The 18,465-nt window shown below is 40.1% G+C and carries 18 protein-coding genes; 16 read left to right on the forward strand and 2 right to left on the reverse strand.

Annotated features, from left to right (window positions below; genetic code table 11):
• The first annotated feature begins 223 nt into the window (after nt 1–223).
• Genes JR005_RS08605 through JR005_RS08625 form a run of 5 tightly spaced genes read left to right on the forward strand, consistent with a single transcriptional unit; the run spans nt 224 to nt 7,142 of the window.
• On the forward strand, nt 224–1,057 hold the full coding sequence (locus JR005_RS08605; RefSeq protein ID WP_004987466.1) for a C39 family peptidase: 834 nt from the start codon (nt 224–226) through the stop codon (nt 1,055–1,057).
• A 29-nt stretch (nt 1,058–1,086) separates the two neighbouring features.
• Entirely contained in the window at nt 1,087–2,256 is a 1,170-nt protein-coding gene (locus tag JR005_RS08610; RefSeq protein ID WP_004987464.1) for a hypothetical protein, read from the forward strand.
• A 14-nt stretch (nt 2,257–2,270) separates the two neighbouring features.
• A complete protein-coding gene (locus JR005_RS08615; protein ID WP_004999118.1) occupies nt 2,271–3,935 on the forward strand; it encodes an OmpP1/FadL family transporter in 1,665 nt (554 codons plus the stop codon).
• Between the two features lie 2 nt (nt 3,936–3,937).
• The gene (filE, locus tag JR005_RS08620; RefSeq protein WP_228731671.1) at nt 3,938–5,191 is read left to right on the forward strand and encodes a putative pilus assembly protein FilE; all 1,254 of its coding nucleotides are present in this window, start codon (nt 3,938–3,940) and stop codon (nt 5,189–5,191) included.
• A 19-nt stretch (nt 5,192–5,210) separates the two neighbouring features.
• Nucleotides 5,211–7,142, forward strand: a complete 1,932-nt coding sequence (locus JR005_RS08625) for a hypothetical protein (RefSeq protein WP_218664897.1) — start codon at nt 5,211–5,213, stop codon at nt 7,140–7,142.
• An 85-nt stretch (nt 7,143–7,227) separates the two neighbouring features.
• On the opposite strand, the gene JR005_RS08630 is transcribed toward JR005_RS08625, so the two are convergent.
• Nucleotides 7,228–7,776 (reverse strand): NUDIX hydrolase, encoded by a 549-nt coding sequence (locus JR005_RS08630; RefSeq protein WP_010588995.1) that lies wholly within the window; start codon nt 7,774–7,776, stop codon nt 7,228–7,230.
• Between the two features lie 121 nt (nt 7,777–7,897).
• On the opposite strand from JR005_RS08630, the gene JR005_RS08635 reads away from it, so the two are divergent.
• From JR005_RS08635 to JR005_RS08675, 9 genes are all read left to right on the forward strand, one after another.
• Nucleotides 7,898–8,503 (forward strand): CoA pyrophosphatase, encoded by a 606-nt coding sequence (locus tag JR005_RS08635; RefSeq protein ID WP_218664898.1) that lies wholly within the window; start codon nt 7,898–7,900, stop codon nt 8,501–8,503.
• 35 nt (nt 8,504–8,538) lie between these two features.
• Nucleotides 8,539–9,066, forward strand: a complete 528-nt coding sequence (locus JR005_RS08640) for a gamma carbonic anhydrase family protein (protein WP_218665816.1) — start codon at nt 8,539–8,541, stop codon at nt 9,064–9,066.
• 125 nt (nt 9,067–9,191) lie between these two features.
• The gene (tsaB, locus tag JR005_RS08645; RefSeq protein WP_119686325.1) at nt 9,192–9,872 is read left to right on the forward strand and encodes a tRNA (adenosine(37)-N6)-threonylcarbamoyltransferase complex dimerization subunit type 1 TsaB; all 681 of its coding nucleotides are present in this window, start codon (nt 9,192–9,194) and stop codon (nt 9,870–9,872) included.
• Nucleotides 9,872–10,696, forward strand: coding sequence for an undecaprenyl-diphosphate phosphatase (locus JR005_RS08650; protein ID WP_010588997.1), 825 nt, complete (start codon nt 9,872–9,874; stop codon nt 10,694–10,696). The genes tsaB and JR005_RS08650 overlap by 1 nt, the downstream gene beginning before the upstream one ends.
• A gap of 22 nt (nt 10,697–10,718) precedes the next feature.
• Entirely contained in the window at nt 10,719–11,519 is an 801-nt protein-coding gene (locus JR005_RS08655) for a class I SAM-dependent methyltransferase (protein WP_218664899.1), read from the forward strand.
• Nucleotides 11,520–11,638: 119 nt separating this feature from the next.
• A complete protein-coding gene (locus JR005_RS08660; RefSeq protein WP_004987447.1) occupies nt 11,639–13,075 on the forward strand; it encodes a C13 family peptidase in 1,437 nt (478 codons plus the stop codon).
• Nucleotides 13,044–13,880, forward strand: coding sequence for an S-formylglutathione hydrolase (gene fghA, locus JR005_RS08665; RefSeq protein ID WP_218664900.1), 837 nt, complete (start codon nt 13,044–13,046; stop codon nt 13,878–13,880). Before JR005_RS08660 ends, fghA begins: the two co-directional genes overlap by 32 nt.
• A gap of 141 nt (nt 13,881–14,021) precedes the next feature.
• Nucleotides 14,022–15,113, forward strand: coding sequence for a YjgN family protein (locus tag JR005_RS08670; RefSeq protein WP_044437269.1), 1,092 nt, complete (start codon nt 14,022–14,024; stop codon nt 15,111–15,113).
• An 18-nt stretch (nt 15,114–15,131) separates the two neighbouring features.
• Complete coding sequence (locus JR005_RS08675; RefSeq protein WP_010588998.1) at nt 15,132–16,160, forward strand: M48 family metallopeptidase; 1,029 nt, start codon at nt 15,132–15,134, stop codon at nt 16,158–16,160.
• Between the two features lie 44 nt (nt 16,161–16,204).
• Here JR005_RS08675 and JR005_RS08680 read toward each other — a convergent pair whose 3' ends face one another.
• Nucleotides 16,205–16,480, reverse strand: a complete 276-nt coding sequence (locus JR005_RS08680; protein ID WP_004987443.1) for a DUF2218 domain-containing protein — start codon at nt 16,478–16,480, stop codon at nt 16,205–16,207.
• 192 nt (nt 16,481–16,672) lie between these two features.
• On the opposite strand from JR005_RS08680, the gene rpe reads away from it, so the two are divergent.
• Nucleotides 16,673–17,359 carry a ribulose-phosphate 3-epimerase gene (gene rpe / locus JR005_RS08685; RefSeq protein ID WP_151788766.1) on the forward strand — a complete coding sequence of 229 codons (687 nt, stop codon included), beginning with the start codon at nt 16,673–16,675 and terminating at the stop codon, nt 17,357–17,359.
• Nucleotides 17,360–18,041: 682 nt separating this feature from the next.
• Entirely contained in the window at nt 18,042–18,443 is a 402-nt protein-coding gene (locus JR005_RS08690) for a hypothetical protein (protein WP_227546608.1), read from the forward strand.
• The last annotated feature ends 22 nt before the right edge of the window (nt 18,444–18,465 follow it).

Below are 18,465 nucleotides of genomic sequence, written 5' to 3' on the forward strand. Positions count from 1 at the left end.
TCACAAATTACAGTAACTGGTCACTAATCTCATTTAGATTTATCCATAAAGAAAAACGCGCATTGATGCGCGTTTTTTTATTTACATCAGTTACAAAAAAAGACGCATTCTGTCAAAAAAATAAAAAAAAAGGTATCTTCAACAGACAAGGAACGTAGAGTACTTACTCTAAAAATAATAGCAACGTAAGGGCATCAGATGCCAAAAGTAGAAAAGTTAGATTATGTTAGAGATTACATTGGGGTCGGCACTGATTTATTACTTTGCGACTCAAGCCTTTGATATTAAGGAAAAGCCGCCAGGTACTGTCAACTACACAGAAGTTCTCGATTCACGTGAACCTTCATTCACTCGTTTTCACCGCGAACAGGTAAATATTAAACCTGCGGTTGAAGATCAATTCCGAGGCATCGTCCGTCAAGCCTATGACTATAGTTGTGGTTCGGCCGCATTAACAACTCTCTTAAATGGTTATGTGGGTACTCGTTTAACCGAGCAGCAAACCATGAACGGGCTTTTACGCTTTGGTGAATATAACCGTATTGTAGAACGTCGAAGCTTTTCACTATTGGATATGAAGCGTTTTGTGACTGCATTAGGTCTAGAGAGTGGGGGATATCGGGGGGAGTTCTCTGATTTGATTAAACAGGGACAACCTGCAATTGTTCCCATCTCCTATGCGGGATTTAAACATTTTGTCGTTTACAAAGCTTATAAAAATGGACGCGTTTACGTAGCTGACCCTGCTTTGGGAAATATCAGCTTTGATCAGGAAAGATTCAAAGAGATTTGGGAAAATAACACTTTATTTTTAATTAATGTTCCTGAAGCTCAAAGACAAAATATGTTGGCACTACAAGATGCTGATATGCGTCATGTGGAAGATGCAACCGTTAATAAATATGCACTTGTTGATATTCAATATCCGACTTTTTATATGGAAAAGATTGCAGATAGAGCATCAACTGTACGCAGAGGGCCTGATTTAAATAAAGAATCAGATACTTATGGTCAGAACATTAATACTTTTATGCGCTTGTATTACAAGCGTAAATAGTCAGAAAAAAAATAAGTGGTAGGAAATAGATGATGAGAGCTCAATGGATGAATAAAACTCTACTTGCAGTCAGTATTCAAATTTTTATGATGGGTGGTGTATATGCGGCAGATGTTAAGGCACAGGATGTGCCAACAGCATCTAAGCCAGCAACTGCATTTACAGAACCTGATCCAAATGCAACAGCTGTACAACCTGAGGATGCACCTGCGATTGAACCTGCTCCAGTTGCTCCATCTCATACAGCTCAAACTGTTCAGTCAAACGGTGCAGCTGAGGCATTGCAGAAACAAGAAGGCGATGCAACACAGGAAAGTAACCTGCAAGAAGTATTTACTTCAAATGAGCGTCAGTACTCTTTGATCAAAAGAGGCGAGATTTCGACGTATTATGATATCGATTATACCTACTATCGAGATAGTCAGTTAAACCTTGCCATTCAGGATGGTAGCGTTGCACAGCTAAGAGTGGATGAAGATGCAACCCATACCCTGACCAATACCTTTACCTTGCAATACGGTCTACGCGATAATTTGACATTATCGACCTCGCTTCCATTTGTCGCGAAATCAGATAATTTAAAAGATACGACCACGGCAGGATTAGGTGATATTTCATTTGGTGCGCGTTGGGAACCGTTTCCTTTAAAAGCAGGTCGTTTACCTCTGATTTTATTTGGTAATATTTCGACTAAAACAGGTGATAGTCCATATGAAGTCAATCCAACCAAGGATTTATCAACAGGTAAGGGTTATTACTCAGCAGGGATTGGCGCAAGTACCCGTAAATATATTGATCCAGTCGTATTATTCGCTTCGGTTTCGGCCAACTATGGTTTCAAAGAAACAGGTTTAAATCAGATTCGTGGTACACGAATTATTGATGAGTTTGATCCTGGGATTAGTGGTGGCTTTGCTTTTGGTTTTGCGTATTCGTTTAACTATGACGTGTCTTTGACGATGTCCTATCAGCAAAGTTTCAATACTCAAAGTGAGTTCACCTATAACACTGGCGAAACTTATAAACCCGCGGATCAAACCAGTGCAACATTCTCGATTGCACTCGGTGTACGTGTTTCACCAGATACCATTGTAAATGGTACGTTGGGAATCGGTCTAACTGAAGATGCGCCTGATGTTTCATTGGGTTTATCTTTCCCATTAGATATTGTTGGTTTTGCCAAGAAAATTCGTAACTAAAGGGAGTAGTCGGTATGTTATACCCAAGACTACGCCCGTTAGCTGCTGCAATTTTTTTAACGGGCTTTTCAAGTGTGACTTTTGCACAACTTGGACAAAACTTATCAGTTGATATTCGATCATTATCGTTGGGAAATGCGGTGACGGCTGATCCTCCCGGGATTAGTGCGATTCATTTTAACCCAGCAGGGTTGGCTAAAATTGAAGGTTTACAAACTGATGTACAAGGCATTGTCGCCAATTTTAACGTAAAACGCGATTTATCTGCCCCAGCAGGTTATAACGTATTTGGTTATTCAGATGACCCATTAGTGTGTAATGACGCGCCTGAAAATCCATCCAGTTTATGTACAGACTTCAAAGGAACAGTCAGCGCTGATGTTGAATATGCCAGTATTTATGTGCCTATCTTAAAAAAGATGGTGGATTTAGGTGAGGGTGTTCCTATTGCTGCACCTACAGCAGGTATTGCCTATAAACCACCGGGTTCAAAAGTTACATATGCAACCGCAATTTATGCACCCTTGATCGTAGGTTATGGTTCTGAAAATGGCAATCCCGGCAATTTTATGGGGCAACAGGTTGCATTTGAGCGCATTACCTATTTATCACCATCATTTGCATTCCAAGTCAATGATGAGTTGTCTCTAGGCGCTTCATTGGGTATGTCTTATCAGGCAATTTCCTTAAAAACAGATTTACGCTTCCCTAATGAATTGATTGGTGTGTTGCGTATGGTGGATGATGTAGTCTGTTCGCCATTTCGTGATAATTCAGACATTATTACCGATCTTTTACTATTAGGTCTATGTAATGCCAATGAAGGTCTCAATCCATTTGGTAAATTTGGTCAACTCAAAGCGACCATGGAGCAATCATTAGCGCCAAGTTATAACTTGGGCTTAATGTGGGAACCTTCGGATGATTTCGCTTTTGGTATGGTTTATCAAAGCGAAAGTAAAACGAGAATGAAAGGCAAATATTATATTGATAATGCCAATGCTCCGCGTGAATTGATTCGTGCTTTGAACTCATCTGCGACGGGCCAAATTTTTGCTGCTATTTTAGGATTTCCATCTTACATTCCAGCCAGCGAATCAGGTTTGGTTTCGATGGATTTAAAATATCCAGCGCATTTTCAGGCAGGGATCAAGTATAAAGTTTTTCCAGATTTACAAATCAATTTTGATGTGGGCTGGACGGATTATAAGCAGTGGGATCAATTCAGATTTGAATTTGATCGTCAAGTTTCGGCGCTTAAAATTGCAAAATTGCTTTCGAGTGGGGTGACGGATAGCACTTTATCTGTACCTTTAAAATTTACCTCTCCATGGAGTTGGGGGATTGGTGTGGAGTACTCGGCAACGGATCGTTTGAAGCTACGTGCTGGGTATGAGCCTCGCGCTTCTGCAACACCAGATGATAAGCGTAATACATTGATTCCAATCAATAATGCACAATTATTTGGTTTGGGATTAGGTTATCGATTTGATGCAGATACAGATATTGATTTGACCTTAGCTTTCTTACGCAGTCGTGACAACATTCCTGCATGCTCAAGTTCGTTGTCAAATGCTTGTGGGATTGATAATTTAATCTTGAACCCTTATGCAGGATTAAACGTTCGTACTAATACGCAAGTTACGATTTTAGGGATTAACTACAGAACAAGATGGTAAGTATGTTTAAAAGTAAAAAATCAATGGCGTATGTTTCAGGGGTATTGTTTTCATTAGGAACAGTACCGATGGGATATGCTGCCGATTTTTTTACAATTATTGGGCCGGATGGTCGTCCTTTGGTGATTCCACGTGATCCCGTGGAATCTAAAAAGGCAACTTATCGGAAAGTAGTCACCGAGCCAGATGATACGTCTAAGGTGGCTGAATCTAAGCCAGTTCAAGCGACTCGTTCAGAGTCTATAAAAACCATTCAGCCACAGGCTATACAACCAGATCATTTACAAAAGGAAGCTGTTCCTATAACAGCAAAAAGTGTGACTAAAACTTTGCCTGAAACAATTATTCAGCAAAAAGAATCTTCTGAAACAAAAAATATAGCGCCTGCCCAAGTTCAGTCAAAGCAAAAGCAAGGAAAACAAGCACAGCCTTCACATTCAGCTCAGTCTCAGTCTCAAGCCAAAGTATCCTCAACAACGCCACAAACTCAAAAAGTAAAGTCCGAAACTCATTTAAACTCAACTGATCAGCCACCTCATAATGAAACTGATCAACACATCGATGAGTTGAATGGCGAAAAATATATTGATAGCGAATATTTAGAAGAGAAAGAGTTTAATCTTGAAGGTAAAAAACGATTTTACGTGATGCCTGAAGGCATTGTTGATGCCCGACTTGGTGCGGTGCGTATGCAGCCAGAACAGCGTGAAAAAGGGGTAAGTAAGTCTTTTTTACAGTCGATGTTGAAAAAGAATCAAAATGAAAAAGCAGAAGAAGTATTGGCCTTATCTTCAACCTATTATCGCATGCCGAAAGAGCAAGTGGTTGAAAGTCTAGAGACAGCATGCTTTACAGGTAAGAAGATGAAAGATGCCAAACTCTTCAATGTTGAAAAGCAAATAGGACTATGGCCAAGAAAACCCATCAAAGACACTTTTGATTATGATGTGGTTAAATTATCTGCACCATTGAAACAACTGAAACTGACCTCTTATGCTACGACTGAACAGAATCCAACATTTTACTGGCCTTTTGTGGTATTTCTGGATCAGAAAGGATGCATACTTGAAGGTGTAAGTGGCTACAAAAATCAGGAATTTCCAGCCACCATGTTGCAACATGCTGCAATTGAAGGAACGATAAGACTTCCAGATCAGACATCTTATATTTTGTTGACCCCATTGGCTTCAGCATTAGATGTTCAGGAAAAATCTTTATCAAATCAAGGACAAATAAAATTAACGGCGATCCGTTAGGTAATAAAGTGATTGTATTATGAAAAAGCAAATATGGATTCCTTTTACATTAACAGCTCTCATGGCTGCTTTAAATGGTTGTGGTGGAGAGGGAGGCAATATTCATGTTGATCCTCCAGGAAGTACCGGCGTTACTGCAAGTACCAGTTGTTCTACCACTTCTACGGATTGTCTTGAGTTTGTTTTTGATTATCCAGTAGCAGGTTTAAACTTTGATTGTAGTAGCGATACAACGAATCACTTTATTACTCAAAATAGCTCTAATGCGGTCTCTGGTGCGTGTAAATTAGGTGATACTGTAACATTTTCGATCAAGGGACAAGGAACGGATAAGCAGATTAAATTAGGTGCGGTCGATTTAAAAACGATCACTTCTTTGAAAATATCAGATGCTCCTATTTCTTTAGTCGATATAGCGACAGCGATGGTTGGTAAAGCCCCTGCCAGTCTAGATCCAAATGATGAAACCATTAAAGTTGCGATGGGCTTAGTTAAAATTTTTCAGGCTGCGGGAGCGGTGAACGAAAAGAATGCGATTGGTGATCTTCAGCCGATGGAATTAGATGAAGATTATAAAAGTAATCTGAAAAATATTAGCCAGTCGATTGATGTGAGCAATTTTAAAGATGGTAGTTATGCGGCGCTATTAAAACCATGGGTCGATGTTTCAGAAGTCAGTGATCAGACCGCTTTCGATGTTGTGGTGAAAATGCTGAATATGCAAAATGCGGGTAGCTTCCAATCTGACTTTTTACCATGGCCACTCCCTGCCGAAAGTGGTGTCGATCAGCAATATATTGAAGGTTTCCATGGTAAGAGCTTATTAGGCAATGAAATTATTGCCAATATGTACTTACTCTCGGATCGTACTGGACACACATTTGGTTATGGTTTGCAATGGAAAGGCAAGCCTGATGATAAGACCAGTGAGGGGACGATCATCAGTGATTCCTTAAAACGTCTGACACTCATTAGTAAAATCGCACCAAAGAAAATGAATGCTGAGGCGCAAACGAACTGGATTAATCCATTAACTAAAAAGTTGGCGAGTAGTCCTTTTGTATTTTCTATGGCGGATCAAAGTGGTGATCCACTCAAAATTACCCAAGGCCGTTTAATTAACGGTTACATCATCACAGGAACAGAGGCTGTCTATAAACAGGCAACTGGTTCTAAAGAGGGTGATGCGGCCAGCTATGGTAAGTGGACGCAGCAATTTAGTCCAGAACAGTTTGATGGCAGCATTGATGTCTCGAAAACCAATCCAATTACCTATCTCGATAAGAAAATCTTAACGACACCAAATAATGTGAAGTCGGGCGAATATTATGTTTTCCCAATGTATGCAACTTTGAATTTTAAATTTAGTGATACCAGTGTTAAGGATGTCAAACTGGGAATTGTGATTGATGAGAATGGTGATATTCGTTCGGATATTCGACCTGATGCAAGTGCGAATGATATGTCGGGTACTTGTGCGAGCATAAATCCAGCGACAATGGTGGACAGCAATGGCGTTCAACAGTTTAGAATTGGGACTACGGGTACAGGTAATTATGCTGAAACCGATAAATCATTAACTATTCGAATGATTTTAACCAATGCAAAATTTGGATTGCTGGAAGGAATTATTTTAGGATTGAACCAGAATCTCTCTGTTCGAGCAGGAAGTGATACAGGACAATCCTCTCAAACATTGACTTCAGGCGGCGTAAAAATTAACTTACACAACCTATTAACCGATCATAATACGACGCGTGGCGTGAATATTACGAATTTTAGTAATGCAGAAGCGAACTGGATTAATATTCATGCGGCTTATCAAAAAGTCTATAACAACATTAAAGATATCTCACCTGCACCAACTCCTGCACAGCAAGACTTGGCCAAACGTGTTAATGGTACCTTAAGTATCGATCTACCAAGCTGTTATACGATTAAACAAAAGTAATCAGTTCTAAAAATTAAAACAGGGGAATCATCATGATTCCCCTGTTTATATCGACTTATCTATAGGATTTTTAACTATTTTAAAGTTAACCTGTATGATCTAAGCGTGTACCTAATGTTTCCAAATGAACTGGAAATTTTTGTATTTTTCGGTCTTCAAAATAATGTCTTAATGTGCGTTCTACACTTGGAAAAGCCAATTCCCCCCACGGAATCTCATGTTCTTCAAATAAGCGACATTCAATACTTTCTTCGCCAGCACCAAAATAACCTTCTTTTAAGTTTGCTTTAAATAGAACATAGATTTGGCCAATGCGAGGAATGTTGTACATGCAATATAAATGTTCAATGTCGATCTCAGCCTCAGCTTCTTCACGTGTTTCACGTGCCGCACCTTGTTCCATGGTTTCAAATAACTCCATGTAACCTGCTGGCAGTGTCCATAACCCATAACGAGGTTCAATGGCACGACGACATAACAAGACTTTATTTTCCCAAATAGCCAAAGCGCCACAAATCAGTTTTGGGTTTTCATAATGAATATTCCCACAATGTGTACATACACGACGAAGCTGATGGTCGCCTAACGGAATTTTATCTTCAGTTTCATGTCCACAAACGGTGCAAAAACTCATAATGATCATCAACGATAAGGATGCCTCAGCATAACTGAAATTTTGGACTTTCGCATCATTTCTATACGAAGCCACTCATTTTTCAGCTATGATGAAAAGATAAGAAAACAGAGAGAGAAGCATGGTAGAGCAGGAACTCACGCATCTTTTGCAGCAACGCTTACGGTTCTCAAAACGTACTTCGCCTGCACAGGCTGCAGTGTTAATTGCGATTACCAATGAACACCATCCTAAAGTTTTGTTGACGCGCCGTTCCACCCAATTATCCAATCATGCGGGTGAAGTTTCATTTCCTGGTGGGAAACGTGATGCTGGTGATACCAGTAATATCGTAGTCGCATTAAGAGAAGCTCATGAAGAAACGGCTCTCAATCCTTTCGATGTTGAGTTGATTGGTGATTTACCGATGCAACGTGCGCGTAGTGGGATGCTAGTTAAACCCATTGTAGGACTCATTCCTCCTAATGTTGCTTTGATTGCTCAACCGACCGAAATTGATCGCATTTTTTTTGCATCTTTAAAGCAACTCCTCAGTGCTCCTGCAACGCCGTATGAAGTGAAATATGCACATCAATCACTATATTTTCCAAGTCTACAAGTAGAAAATGAGGTCATTTGGGGATTAACTGCAAGAATGTTAATTTCATTGTTTCATTACGGGTTGAATTATCAGAAAGACTGGCCTTTTCTTCTAAATTCGCCACATTTTCAGCCCCGCAAATTTTAATTCCACCACCAACTAAACAGGATGCTGCCATTATGATGTACAGCTTTGAAGGACATTCACCAAAAGCATTGATTGAACCGTGGGACGGATGGATTGCAGACAATGCCACAGTGATTGGTCAGGTGGAATTAGGGCAACAGGTCAGTGTCTGGTTTGGCGCCGTGATTCGTGCAGATAATAGTCCAATCCGTCTAGGGCATTTTACCAATATTCAGGAAAATGCTGTATTACATACCGATGCAGGGATTGAGCTTCATATTGGAGATTATGTCACGGTTGGACATCAAGCCATGTTGCATGGTTGCACGATTGGTGAAAATAGTCTGATTGGGATCAATGCTGTGGTGTTAAATCATGCGGTCATTGGTAAAAATTGTATTATTGGTGCGAATGCATTAATTCCAGAAGGTAATGTGATTCCAGATAACTCTGTGGTCATGGGTTCTCCAGGTAAAATTGTTAAAACACTGGACGAAACTGGTGCTGCAAAATTACGTCTGAGTGCTTTACATTATGCAGAACATTATAAAAGATTTATGCAACTCAAGCCGTTTTCATTTTAGTGATTGCTTTTCGTTGTATTGCTAGAGCACAGTTTTTTGTATCAGCAAAACTCAAATTCTCGCCTAAATTAGTGTTGTAGAGTATGATAGCCCACGTTTTTTAAAAGATAATGGCGTGAAGTTGCATGAACGTGCTGGCATTGGAAACGGCAAATGATCATTGTTCAGTTTGTTTGATTGATGAATCAAATGAGCTTTTTTTTCAACTGGATACGCAAGCGAAGGCGCAAACACGTACCATCTTGCCGATGATTGAGCAGGCACTGCAACAGACACAACTCAGTTATAGCGATCTAACTGCAATTGCATTTAGTCGTGGACCAGGTTCCTTTAGTGGTGTCCGTATTAATGCGGCAGTGACGCAAGCTTTGGCTTGGGCTAATGATTTGCCTGTGATTCCTGTTTCTACTCTGCAAGCTTTGGCACAAGCGGCTTATCGTGAATTGCAACTCAGTCAGGTGACTGCGGTTTTGGATGCGCGGATGCAGGAAGTGTATCTGGCAAATTTTAACTGTGATACAGATGGCATCATGCAACTACAAGGCGAAGAACAACTGTTCAGTTACGACGTGGCAACGTCTTTCGCCAAGTTTAGCTGTGTAGGATCGGGAGCTAAACTTATTTCCTCTCCAATTTCAGAACAACACAGTATGATCAGCCCGTCTGCCCGAGATATTGCAATACTCGCCCGATATTATGCCAAACAAAAGCACTGGGTTAGTGCTGAGCAGGCATTACCCGTCTATTTAAGGGACAATGCTTGGAAAAAAATTGCAGAACAAGGTAAGCCGAACGAGAAAAAATGATGGATTTTTTACTGCTTTTAAAAGCGGCGATTATGGGAATTGTGGAAGGAATTACAGAATTTCTTCCAATTTCGAGCACTGGACACCTAATTTTAGCCTCTGAATTATTAAATTTTTGGACACCTGAGAAAAGTGCAGTTTTTGTGGTTGCGATCCAGATGGGCGCAATTGCCGCGGTGATTTATGAGTATTGGTCACGCCTTTGGGGTGCAGCTATTGGTATGGTGACAGGTGAAGCCAAAGGGCGTCATTTGGCGATTAGTCTGATCATCGCTTCTATACCGATTATCTTGGTGGGTCTCACCTTTGGGCAAACCGTCAAAGATTTATTATTTAATGATATTGCCGTTGCCGTAGGATTGATCGTGGGTGGTTTGATCATTATGTGGATCGAAAAAAATCCACCTAAAGTCAATGCGGTTGAAGTTGAAAATATCACCTTTAAGCAAGCCATCTGGATTGGTTTAATTCAAGTATTGTCTTTGATTCCGGGGACTTCACGTTCGGGTGCGACGATTATTGGTGCGATGTTTTTAGGTGTATCACGTAAAGCCGCCACCGAATTCTCTTTCTTTCTTGGAATTCCTGTGATTATTGGTGCAGGGTTGCTTGATTTATATCAAAGTCATGATGTATTTCAAGGACAACAGGACTGGATCGTTTTAGCTGTAGGACTGCTGGTTTCATTTATTTCCGCGCTATTATTGATTCGTGCTTTGGTGGCTTATGTGGCAAAACGCGACTTTATGATTTTTGCATGGTATCGAATTTTTTCTGGGCTCATTATTTTACTTTTTGCTTTTACGGGCTGGAAATTATGGTAATCAGGAGTTTTAGTTAATCATCATGCAATTATTTTCTACTGCCTCTTATTTAAATGCTGCGCATCACTATCAGCAAGTCTTGTCTCAGCGAGGGGTAGAGATTGATGTGTGTGAAGTTGAACAGCTCAATGCGCGTTTTTTTAGACAGCATCCTGATTTGGCACTTTGTGTCGATGAACAAGGTTTGTGGTTATGTGCCAATGGCATGAAAATGCAACCCGATTGGAAAGCAGAAGTTTCCCGTTTAAAACGCGCCAGCATTAAGTCAGAAATGATTGCACGTGCCTGTCAACTTAGCGAAGCGCCACAATTGATCGATGCGACAGCAGGTTTAGGTCACGATAGTTTACTGATGGCGCATTTGGGTGCAAAGGTGACATTGCTTGAACGACATCCGATTTTATTTACGTTGCTTGAAGATAGCCATTTTCAAGCGAAGAATGATCCATTTTTAAAACAGATTGTTGATCGGATACATTTGGTTTTCACGGATTCTGCGGATTATTTGCAGTCATGTATTCAGCAGCATCAACAGGTAGATGTGATCTATCTTGACCCTATGTTTCCACAGCGTGATCAACACCAACAGGCCATTAAAAAACAGGCACAGGTTAAAAAACAAATGCAACTTTTGCATTTACTTTTACCAGAGCAAGGTGAAATGGATTTAGGCGATGCGTTACTGCCTTTGGCACAACAAGTGGCGAAAAGGGTTATTGTAAAACGTCCGCGACATGCTATTTTTCTTAATCAACAAACGCCCGATCATCAGTGGTTGGGGGATGCTTGCCGTTTTGATGCGTATTTTCAGCTTGCTCTGTGATGAATTGTGATCATTGCTTCAATAATATCCAAATATTTGTTATATAGATAAAAGCATTATTGATATAATTCCACGCAAGCATAAACTGATTATGCATTATCACTCCTGAATAATTTTCTATGATTGACCTGAAGCCCTCCATCAATTTTTGGCATGATTTCAAAAGCAACCAAATTGCTGGGATGTGGTTATTTTTAGGGTCACGCCGTTGTTTACAAATTGTCCATCCCTCGATTTTTCAATTGTTGGTCTGGGGAGTACTCGGTGGCGCGGCTAATACATTATTTAGCTGGTTGGTCGCAGGGCAGGATGGTCAGTTTAATTCTCAAGGTTTAGTGAGTTATGCGCTTTGGCCGTTTTTAGCTCTTATTGTCGGGATTTTTCTTTCACAGCGAACCAATAATGCCCGCCTGATGTTGGTGCCTGCCATTTTATGGTTAGTGCTGGATACCAATATCGCCTTACTGCAAAGTTTTATTCAGTTTCTGGGACAGCTCGATTACCTCCCTTACATTACTTATGACTATTTACCGACACTCTTTATGGTGTTATTTGTCTGGCAAAGTTTGGCTGTGGTTTGGGTATTTGCACGTGAGCTAAAATGGCCGTGGTGGGAACGTGCTTTGATTATGATTGCCACGCTAGTCACACTGGTGGTTTGGCAAGGTTCGGTACGTAGTCAGCCGATCTGGAAAGTTGAAGATGTTGCGCCGACGTTTACTGAAGATGCTTTTTATGCCCAAAGTCGCTTACTCAATCAGTCGCTTGAACAGATCCAATATGGTGAGTTTGCACAAAGTCACTGGTATTTTCTCGGTGTTGCGGGTGCTAGCTATCAAGATGTATTCAAGTCGGAAATTATGCGGATCAAGGAGCAATTCGACACACGTTTTGGCACGTTTGGCCGTTCGATGATGTTAATCAATAACCCTGATACCCGCACAGAGGTGCCTATAGCCTCTCAAACAAGTATTGGGGCTGCATTACGTCGTATGGGTCAGCAAATGAATAAAGAAAGCGATGTTTTGTTTTTGTACATGACTTCGCATGGTGCACCCAACGAATTTGAAATGGAAAATGCGCCGTTGGATTTGCATCAGGTTGATCCAAAATGGTTGCGTGAAACTCTTGATAAATCAGGGATTCGCTGGCGAGTGATTGTGATTTCGTCGTGCTTTTCTGGAAGTTTTATTCCTGCACTTCAGTCACCTGATACGCTGATTATCACAGCTTCTGCGGCAGATCGTCAGTCGTTCGGCTGTACCAATGAAGCAGATTATACTTATTTTGGTCGTGCCCTGTTTGATCAGGCGATGCGTGATCAACATACGATGAAAGATGCATTTAAGCAAGCTCAGGATACGGTTGCCAAGTGGGAGTCTGCACAAGGCTTTGAACCTTCAGAACCACAATGGGTCATGGGTAAAAATATGGAATTGATGTTGCCACAACTTGAACAACATTTATTTCCTCAACAAAATCTCCCTCAAACCACGACTGCTGCCAAACACGAGGATAAAAAACATGCAAATGTTGCAAAAAAATCGCTGCTTTGATGGTGAACAACGTATTTATCAATGCCCATCCAACGCATTGAAAGGTACAAGTAAATTTGGGGTATTTTTGCCACCAGCGGCATTGAAAGGCGAACAATGTTCGGTGTTATTTTATCTTGCAGGTCTGACTTGTACTGAGGAAACCTTTGCGATTAAGGCACATGCACAACGATTGGCTGCTCAACTTGGTCTGATTTTAATCACGCCAGATACGTCGCCACGAGGTGAAGATGTGGCTCAAGGGGATCATTGGGATTTGGGGTTGGGTGCAGGGTTTTATATTAATGCGACTCAAGCGCCTTGGGCAGAACATTACCAAATGGAACATTACTTGCTTGAAGAACTTTATCCTTTAGTGCAAGCGGAATTTCCTGTGATTCAAGATCAAATCGGAATTTTTGGTCACAGTATGGGCGGGCATGGTGCCTTAACACTTGCACTCAAATATCCTGAAAAGTTTAAATCAGTTTCTGCTTTTGCACCGATCTGTGCACCAAGTCAATGCCCGTGGGGTGAGAAAGCTTTTTCAAATTATTTGGGTGATGATCGTGGTGTCTGGAAACAACATGATGCCACTGCATTAGTAGAACAAAAAGGGGCATTATTTGCTGAAATCTTGATTGATCAGGGTTTAGATGATCAGTTTTATAGTCAGTTAAATCCCGATTTATTCGAGCAAGCCTGTCATAAGGTGGGACAAAAACTGAGTTTAAGGCAGCATGCGGGCTATGATCATGGCTATTATTTTATTCAGAGCTTCATGGATGACCATTTGCAGTTTCATGCGGTTCAATTGAAAAGTTAAATTTACAAATAAGAACTATTTTCATTTAATAGCCTCGTCTGACTAGAAATTGCCCTGTAATATGAGTAACATATCGGGGCTTTATTCATTTTACTCTGTAAAACTTGTTCAAACGATCAAAAATAAAATATTAGGCAAACAATGCAAAACTCAGAATCATTTCCTTTAAATCATGATGAATTAGATTATCCTTCTGCACCAGTACCTCCTGAAAAAACAGGATTAGAATATTCAGGTAAACAGTATCGCTTTCAGTTTCATGGTCAGGCGATGGAATATTTTGGTATTTGGATCGTAAATATTGTATTAACCATTATTACTTTAAGTATTTATGCACCTTGGGCAAAAGTACGCCGTCTTCGCTATTTTTATGGCAATACCGAATTTTTTCATCGTAAGTTTGATTTTACGGGTATTCCTACAAAAATCTTATTTGGACGTTTGATTGCGATTGGAATTTATGTGGCTATTTCAGTCATTTCCCAATATTCAATGACGGCTACGTTGATTGGTATAGCGATTTTATATCTGGCGGTACCGTGGTTAATTCGTGCTACTTTGCGCTTTACAGCTAGAAATAGTAAATATGCCAACAGCCGATTTTACTTTGCAGGAAGCTCCAAAGAAGCGTATGTGCTGTTTTTAAAATCTATTTTAATTTATATTTTTACACTGGGTATTTTTACTCCATATTTGATTTATTTATATAAACGTTATTGTATCAATCACTTGTATGCTGGACAGCTCAACTTTCAATTACATGCCAAATGGTCTGAATATATGAAAGCTGTTTATTTTCCAGTATTAATCTTTTTGGTGATTTTAGCAGTTGCAGGTGGGCTGGCTTTCGGATTAATACGTTCAGGTAATTCGGCGGGAATTTATATGGCAATTGCTGTATATATCTTTGGTTTATTGTTTATTGGACCATTGGTGGTTGCCAGAATATTTATTACGACATGGAATAATGTGTCCATCGGTCAAAGTGTGTTTGCAACTGACTGTAATCAGTGGCGTTATACTTGGATTGTTGCAACTAACTGGATTGCCAAAGCACTGACTTTGGGATTAATGTCGGCGTGGGCTGCGGTGCGAATTTATAAATATCAGATTGAGTCACTTACTTTAACCTTAAATGACGACCCTGATGAAATGATGAATTTGGCACAACATGATATTAGTGCCGTTGCAGAAGAAATTAGCGATATTTTTGATATCGATATTTCTTTATAACATCGATAAGTGCTTATGATGTCTTTATCTACTTCTGTTATTTTTTATGATGGTGTGGTATCCAAACCACGCCAAGCTCAGATTTCTCCATTCGACCATAACAGCGTACAAGTTCGTTATGAGGAGGATGGTGAATCCATTCGCCAATATCAGTATCAGGACATGATCTTGATTGGTGCTTTGGGTGAACTAAGACCCGTGATTGAGCTGCCTGATGATGCGCGCATAGAGTTTAGTGACGAATTACCAGATTGGTTTGAACTGGGAAATAAAACACTGCATCATTCCATTTGGAAACTTGAACGTTCACCTACGCTGATTTTGTGTAGTGTGCTTTTTATGGTGGCCTTTGCATTTGGGATTGTAAAATGGGGGATTCCACAAGCTGCACATATTGTCGCGTATCAGTTACCAGAACAGAGTTTAACTCAGCTTGGCAATGAGGCTGAACGATATGTACTCGATTGGACAACGCCGAGTCAGTTGCCAAAGTCACGTCAACAACAGATTCAAAAAGAATATTTGGCCTACGTCGCAGAAGGACAACCTGCTCAACTGGTTTTTCGTGGAGGCGGTCAAATTGGAGCGAATGCCTTGGCATTACCCAATCACACCATTATCTTGACCGATGAGCTAGTGCAACTGGCAAAGAATGATCAGGAAATTATAGGTGTTTTGGCGCATGAGCAAGGACATTTAATCAAACGCCATAGTTTGCAACAGGCTTTATCTAGTTTGGGACTAAGCGTGTTATATGTTGCGATTACTGGGGACAGTTCCGATCTGTTCACCACCATGCCGTTGGCTTTGGCAGGAGCAAATTATTCAAGAAATTTTGAGGCTGAAGCAGATCAATACGCTTTGCAAACTATGCATCGTCATCAAATTCAGGTTATTCATTTTGCCAACTTTCTACAAAGACTGGGTGATGAAGATGAAAGTCAGGATCAGAATTCACCATTTAAATTTCTTTCAACCCATCCAGCAACGCCTGAGAGAATTAAAGCTGTTAAAGCCTTTGAAATGAGACATCAGTCTCAATCATAAGTGTTCATTTAAGTGGTCTGAGCAATAGGAGAACAGCTKTTCTCCTATTGCCGTGTCCAATCTGCCTGAAATTCTTGTTGTGCCATACGGTTTAAATGATCGAGGACTACATCTTCCAAACGAATATCTTCTGCATTTTCACTGCTGATCAGCACATCTAAATGTTGTTCAAGCGGTGTCAAAGTCACAGTTGCAGTCGGCATAAAAATTTTATAATCCTGCTCTGACTCCGCGACTTCAAATTTATGTTTCCAATGATTGAGCAGACGTTTTGCAATTCGTCGTGCTTCTGGGGTACTAATCGAGGTCGAGCTTTGCATAAACGCTTACCTATAAAAGATGGTTGAGAAAATAGGAATTACCCTAACAAATTTAACGCTGAAATCGATAGAGAAAATAAAACAGAGTGTTATTTTTTTGCAATTGACCGCAATGCTGAGTTTTGAGTTTGATCCACAGCAAAGTCAGTTTTTGTTATAATCACGTTTTGTTTGCTATTTGCCAGGTCCCGCATGTCCAAGCCTTATTTAATTGCACCCTCTATTCTCTCTGCTGATTTTGCACGTTTAGGTGAAGATGTTGAAAAAGTATTGGAGGCAGGTGCGGATGTGGTGCATTTCGATGTGATGGATAACCACTATGTACCCAATTTAACTTTTGGTGCAGGGGTGTGTAAGGCCTTAAAAAATTATGGGATCAAGGCGCCCATTGATGTGCATCTGATGGTTTCGCCAGTCGATCGTATGATTGGCGATTTTATTGAAGCAGGCGCGGATATTATTACGTTTCATCCTGAAGCTTCCGATCATATCGATCGTTCCTTACAGTTAATAAAGGCTGGAGGGGCTAAAGCGGGCTTGGTCTTTAATCCTGCAACACCTTTACACTATTTAGATTATGTATTGGATAAAGTTGATCAGATTTTACTAATGAGTGTTAACCCTGGATTTGGCGGTCAAAAATTTATTCCGATGACTTTAGAAAAACTCCGTCAAGCACGTCAAATTATTGATGCCAGTGGCCGTGAGATTCGCTTAGAAGTCGATGGTGGGGTTGGTCCTGCCAATATTCGTGAAATTGCGGAAGCGGGTGCGGATATGTTTGTGGCAGGATCAGCGATTTTTGGAAAACCAGATTATAAAACGGTCATTGATGAAATGCGTGTTGAATTGGCGAAAGTCGGTGCACAAAACGCTTAATCCTATTTTTCGATATCATCATTATACGCACCGCATAAGCATTCATATGGTGCGTAATATTTTATTTCTCTTTTTTCTTAGATATGCAACAAAGCCCGCTGTATTGCATTTTCAATAATGCGTTGACTATTGTTTTTACTCATAGCGCAAAACTATTCGTTTTACGCCAGAAATAAAGCGTTGCTTTAATTACCGCTCATGTGGATAACTTTGTTTATAACTCTCTGGATAACTATGTTGATAAGGCGGTGGATAAGCTGCTGATAGAATAATCAAAACGATATCAATCGTTTAAAAAATCCATAAAATCTGTATAAAACTCATTCGATCTGATTTATTTTTATGCGATTTAAGTCATTTATTTTGCTTTATTTTTAATCTGTGAGCCATGTCACTGTTATTGATTAAAAAATAGAAAGTGATCAAAATAAATCCTCATAAAATGTAGATAAAAAATGTCAAAATCGGCCTATTTTTATCTACTGATACTCATCAACGTTCCAGAAATGAAAAATAGTTTTATCCTTGATGGATGGGGATAAAATGATTCAGATTTGTATCAAGTCATAAACTTGGTTATGCTGTGTTTATATATCGACTGATCAATGTATTTTTGAGGATATTCAGTTTGCATCTAGCTCAGCGCAGACAGACGTGGTTTGTGTTGCTTATGGTTTTTATCATGAGCTGGAGTGGTGTGGCTGTTGCTTCAGTCAAAAATATGCATGCCTCTATGATGCAACAGACTGCTCAATCGATGTCGCATGTTTCTGATCAATCATCTTGTCATCACATGGGCATGCAAGCTACAAAAGCAGCGCATGCGTCGCATGATTTAAAACATGCCAATACAAGTATGCTGCATTGTGATCAACCAACTTCCTTACATGCTTCTAACGCCGCACAGTCCTGTCAGGATTGTCATCAGTTACATTGTCAAAATCTAAATACGTATGTTGAACATGTGATTCCAACATTGCCGCAACAAACTGTCTTTGCTGCCATCTCAGATTCTCATACGGATTATAGAGGCCAGCATTTTTCTGGTTTCTGGCAAGAAATTCTCAGACCACCCAAAGCCTAATCTCAAATTCAAACTAAATATT

Source organism: Acinetobacter sp. Colony158 (assembly GCF_019264745.1).
GTDB classification, from domain to species: domain Bacteria; phylum Pseudomonadota; class Gammaproteobacteria; order Pseudomonadales; family Moraxellaceae; genus Acinetobacter; species Acinetobacter ursingii.

Bases quoted from the DNA above. Each gene is read 5' to 3' on its own strand.
- JR005_RS08690 (WP_227546608.1), top strand. From the start codon at position 18,042: ATGAGCTGGAGTGGTGTGGCTGTTGCTTCAGTCAAAAATATGCATGCC.
- tsaB (WP_119686325.1), top strand. From the start codon at position 9,192: ATGAACGTGCTGGCATTGGAAACGGCAAATGATCATTGTTCAGTTTGT.
- JR005_RS08640 (WP_218665816.1), top strand. From the start codon at position 8,539: ATGTACAGCTTTGAAGGACATTCACCAAAAGCATTGATTGAACCGTGG.
- JR005_RS08675 (WP_010588998.1), top strand. From the start codon at position 15,132: ATGTCTTTATCTACTTCTGTTATTTTTTATGATGGTGTGGTATCCAAA.
- JR005_RS08610 (WP_004987464.1), top strand. From the start codon at position 1,087: ATGATGAGAGCTCAATGGATGAATAAAACTCTACTTGCAGTCAGTATT.
- JR005_RS08680 (WP_004987443.1), bottom strand. From the start codon at position 16,480: ATGCAAAGCTCGACCTCGATTAGTACCCCAGAAGCACGACGAATTGCA.
- rpe (WP_151788766.1), top strand. From the start codon at position 16,673: ATGTCCAAGCCTTATTTAATTGCACCCTCTATTCTCTCTGCTGATTTT.
- JR005_RS08670 (WP_044437269.1), top strand. From the start codon at position 14,022: ATGCAAAACTCAGAATCATTTCCTTTAAATCATGATGAATTAGATTAT.
- JR005_RS08630 (WP_010588995.1), bottom strand. From the start codon at position 7,776: ATGAGTTTTTGCACCGTTTGTGGACATGAAACTGAAGATAAAATTCCG.
- JR005_RS08650 (WP_010588997.1), top strand. From the start codon at position 9,872: ATGGATTTTTTACTGCTTTTAAAAGCGGCGATTATGGGAATTGTGGAA.
- JR005_RS08625 (WP_218664897.1), top strand. From the start codon at position 5,211: ATGAAAAAGCAAATATGGATTCCTTTTACATTAACAGCTCTCATGGCT.
- filE (WP_228731671.1), top strand. From the start codon at position 3,938: ATGTTTAAAAGTAAAAAATCAATGGCGTATGTTTCAGGGGTATTGTTT.
- JR005_RS08655 (WP_218664899.1), top strand. From the start codon at position 10,719: ATGCAATTATTTTCTACTGCCTCTTATTTAAATGCTGCGCATCACTAT.
- JR005_RS08660 (WP_004987447.1), top strand. From the start codon at position 11,639: ATGATTGACCTGAAGCCCTCCATCAATTTTTGGCATGATTTCAAAAGC.
- fghA (WP_218664900.1), top strand. From the start codon at position 13,044: ATGCAAATGTTGCAAAAAAATCGCTGCTTTGATGGTGAACAACGTATT.
- JR005_RS08615 (WP_004999118.1), top strand. From the start codon at position 2,271: ATGTTATACCCAAGACTACGCCCGTTAGCTGCTGCAATTTTTTTAACG.
- JR005_RS08605 (WP_004987466.1), top strand. From the start codon at position 224: ATGTTAGAGATTACATTGGGGTCGGCACTGATTTATTACTTTGCGACT.
- JR005_RS08635 (WP_218664898.1), top strand. From the start codon at position 7,898: ATGGTAGAGCAGGAACTCACGCATCTTTTGCAGCAACGCTTACGGTTC.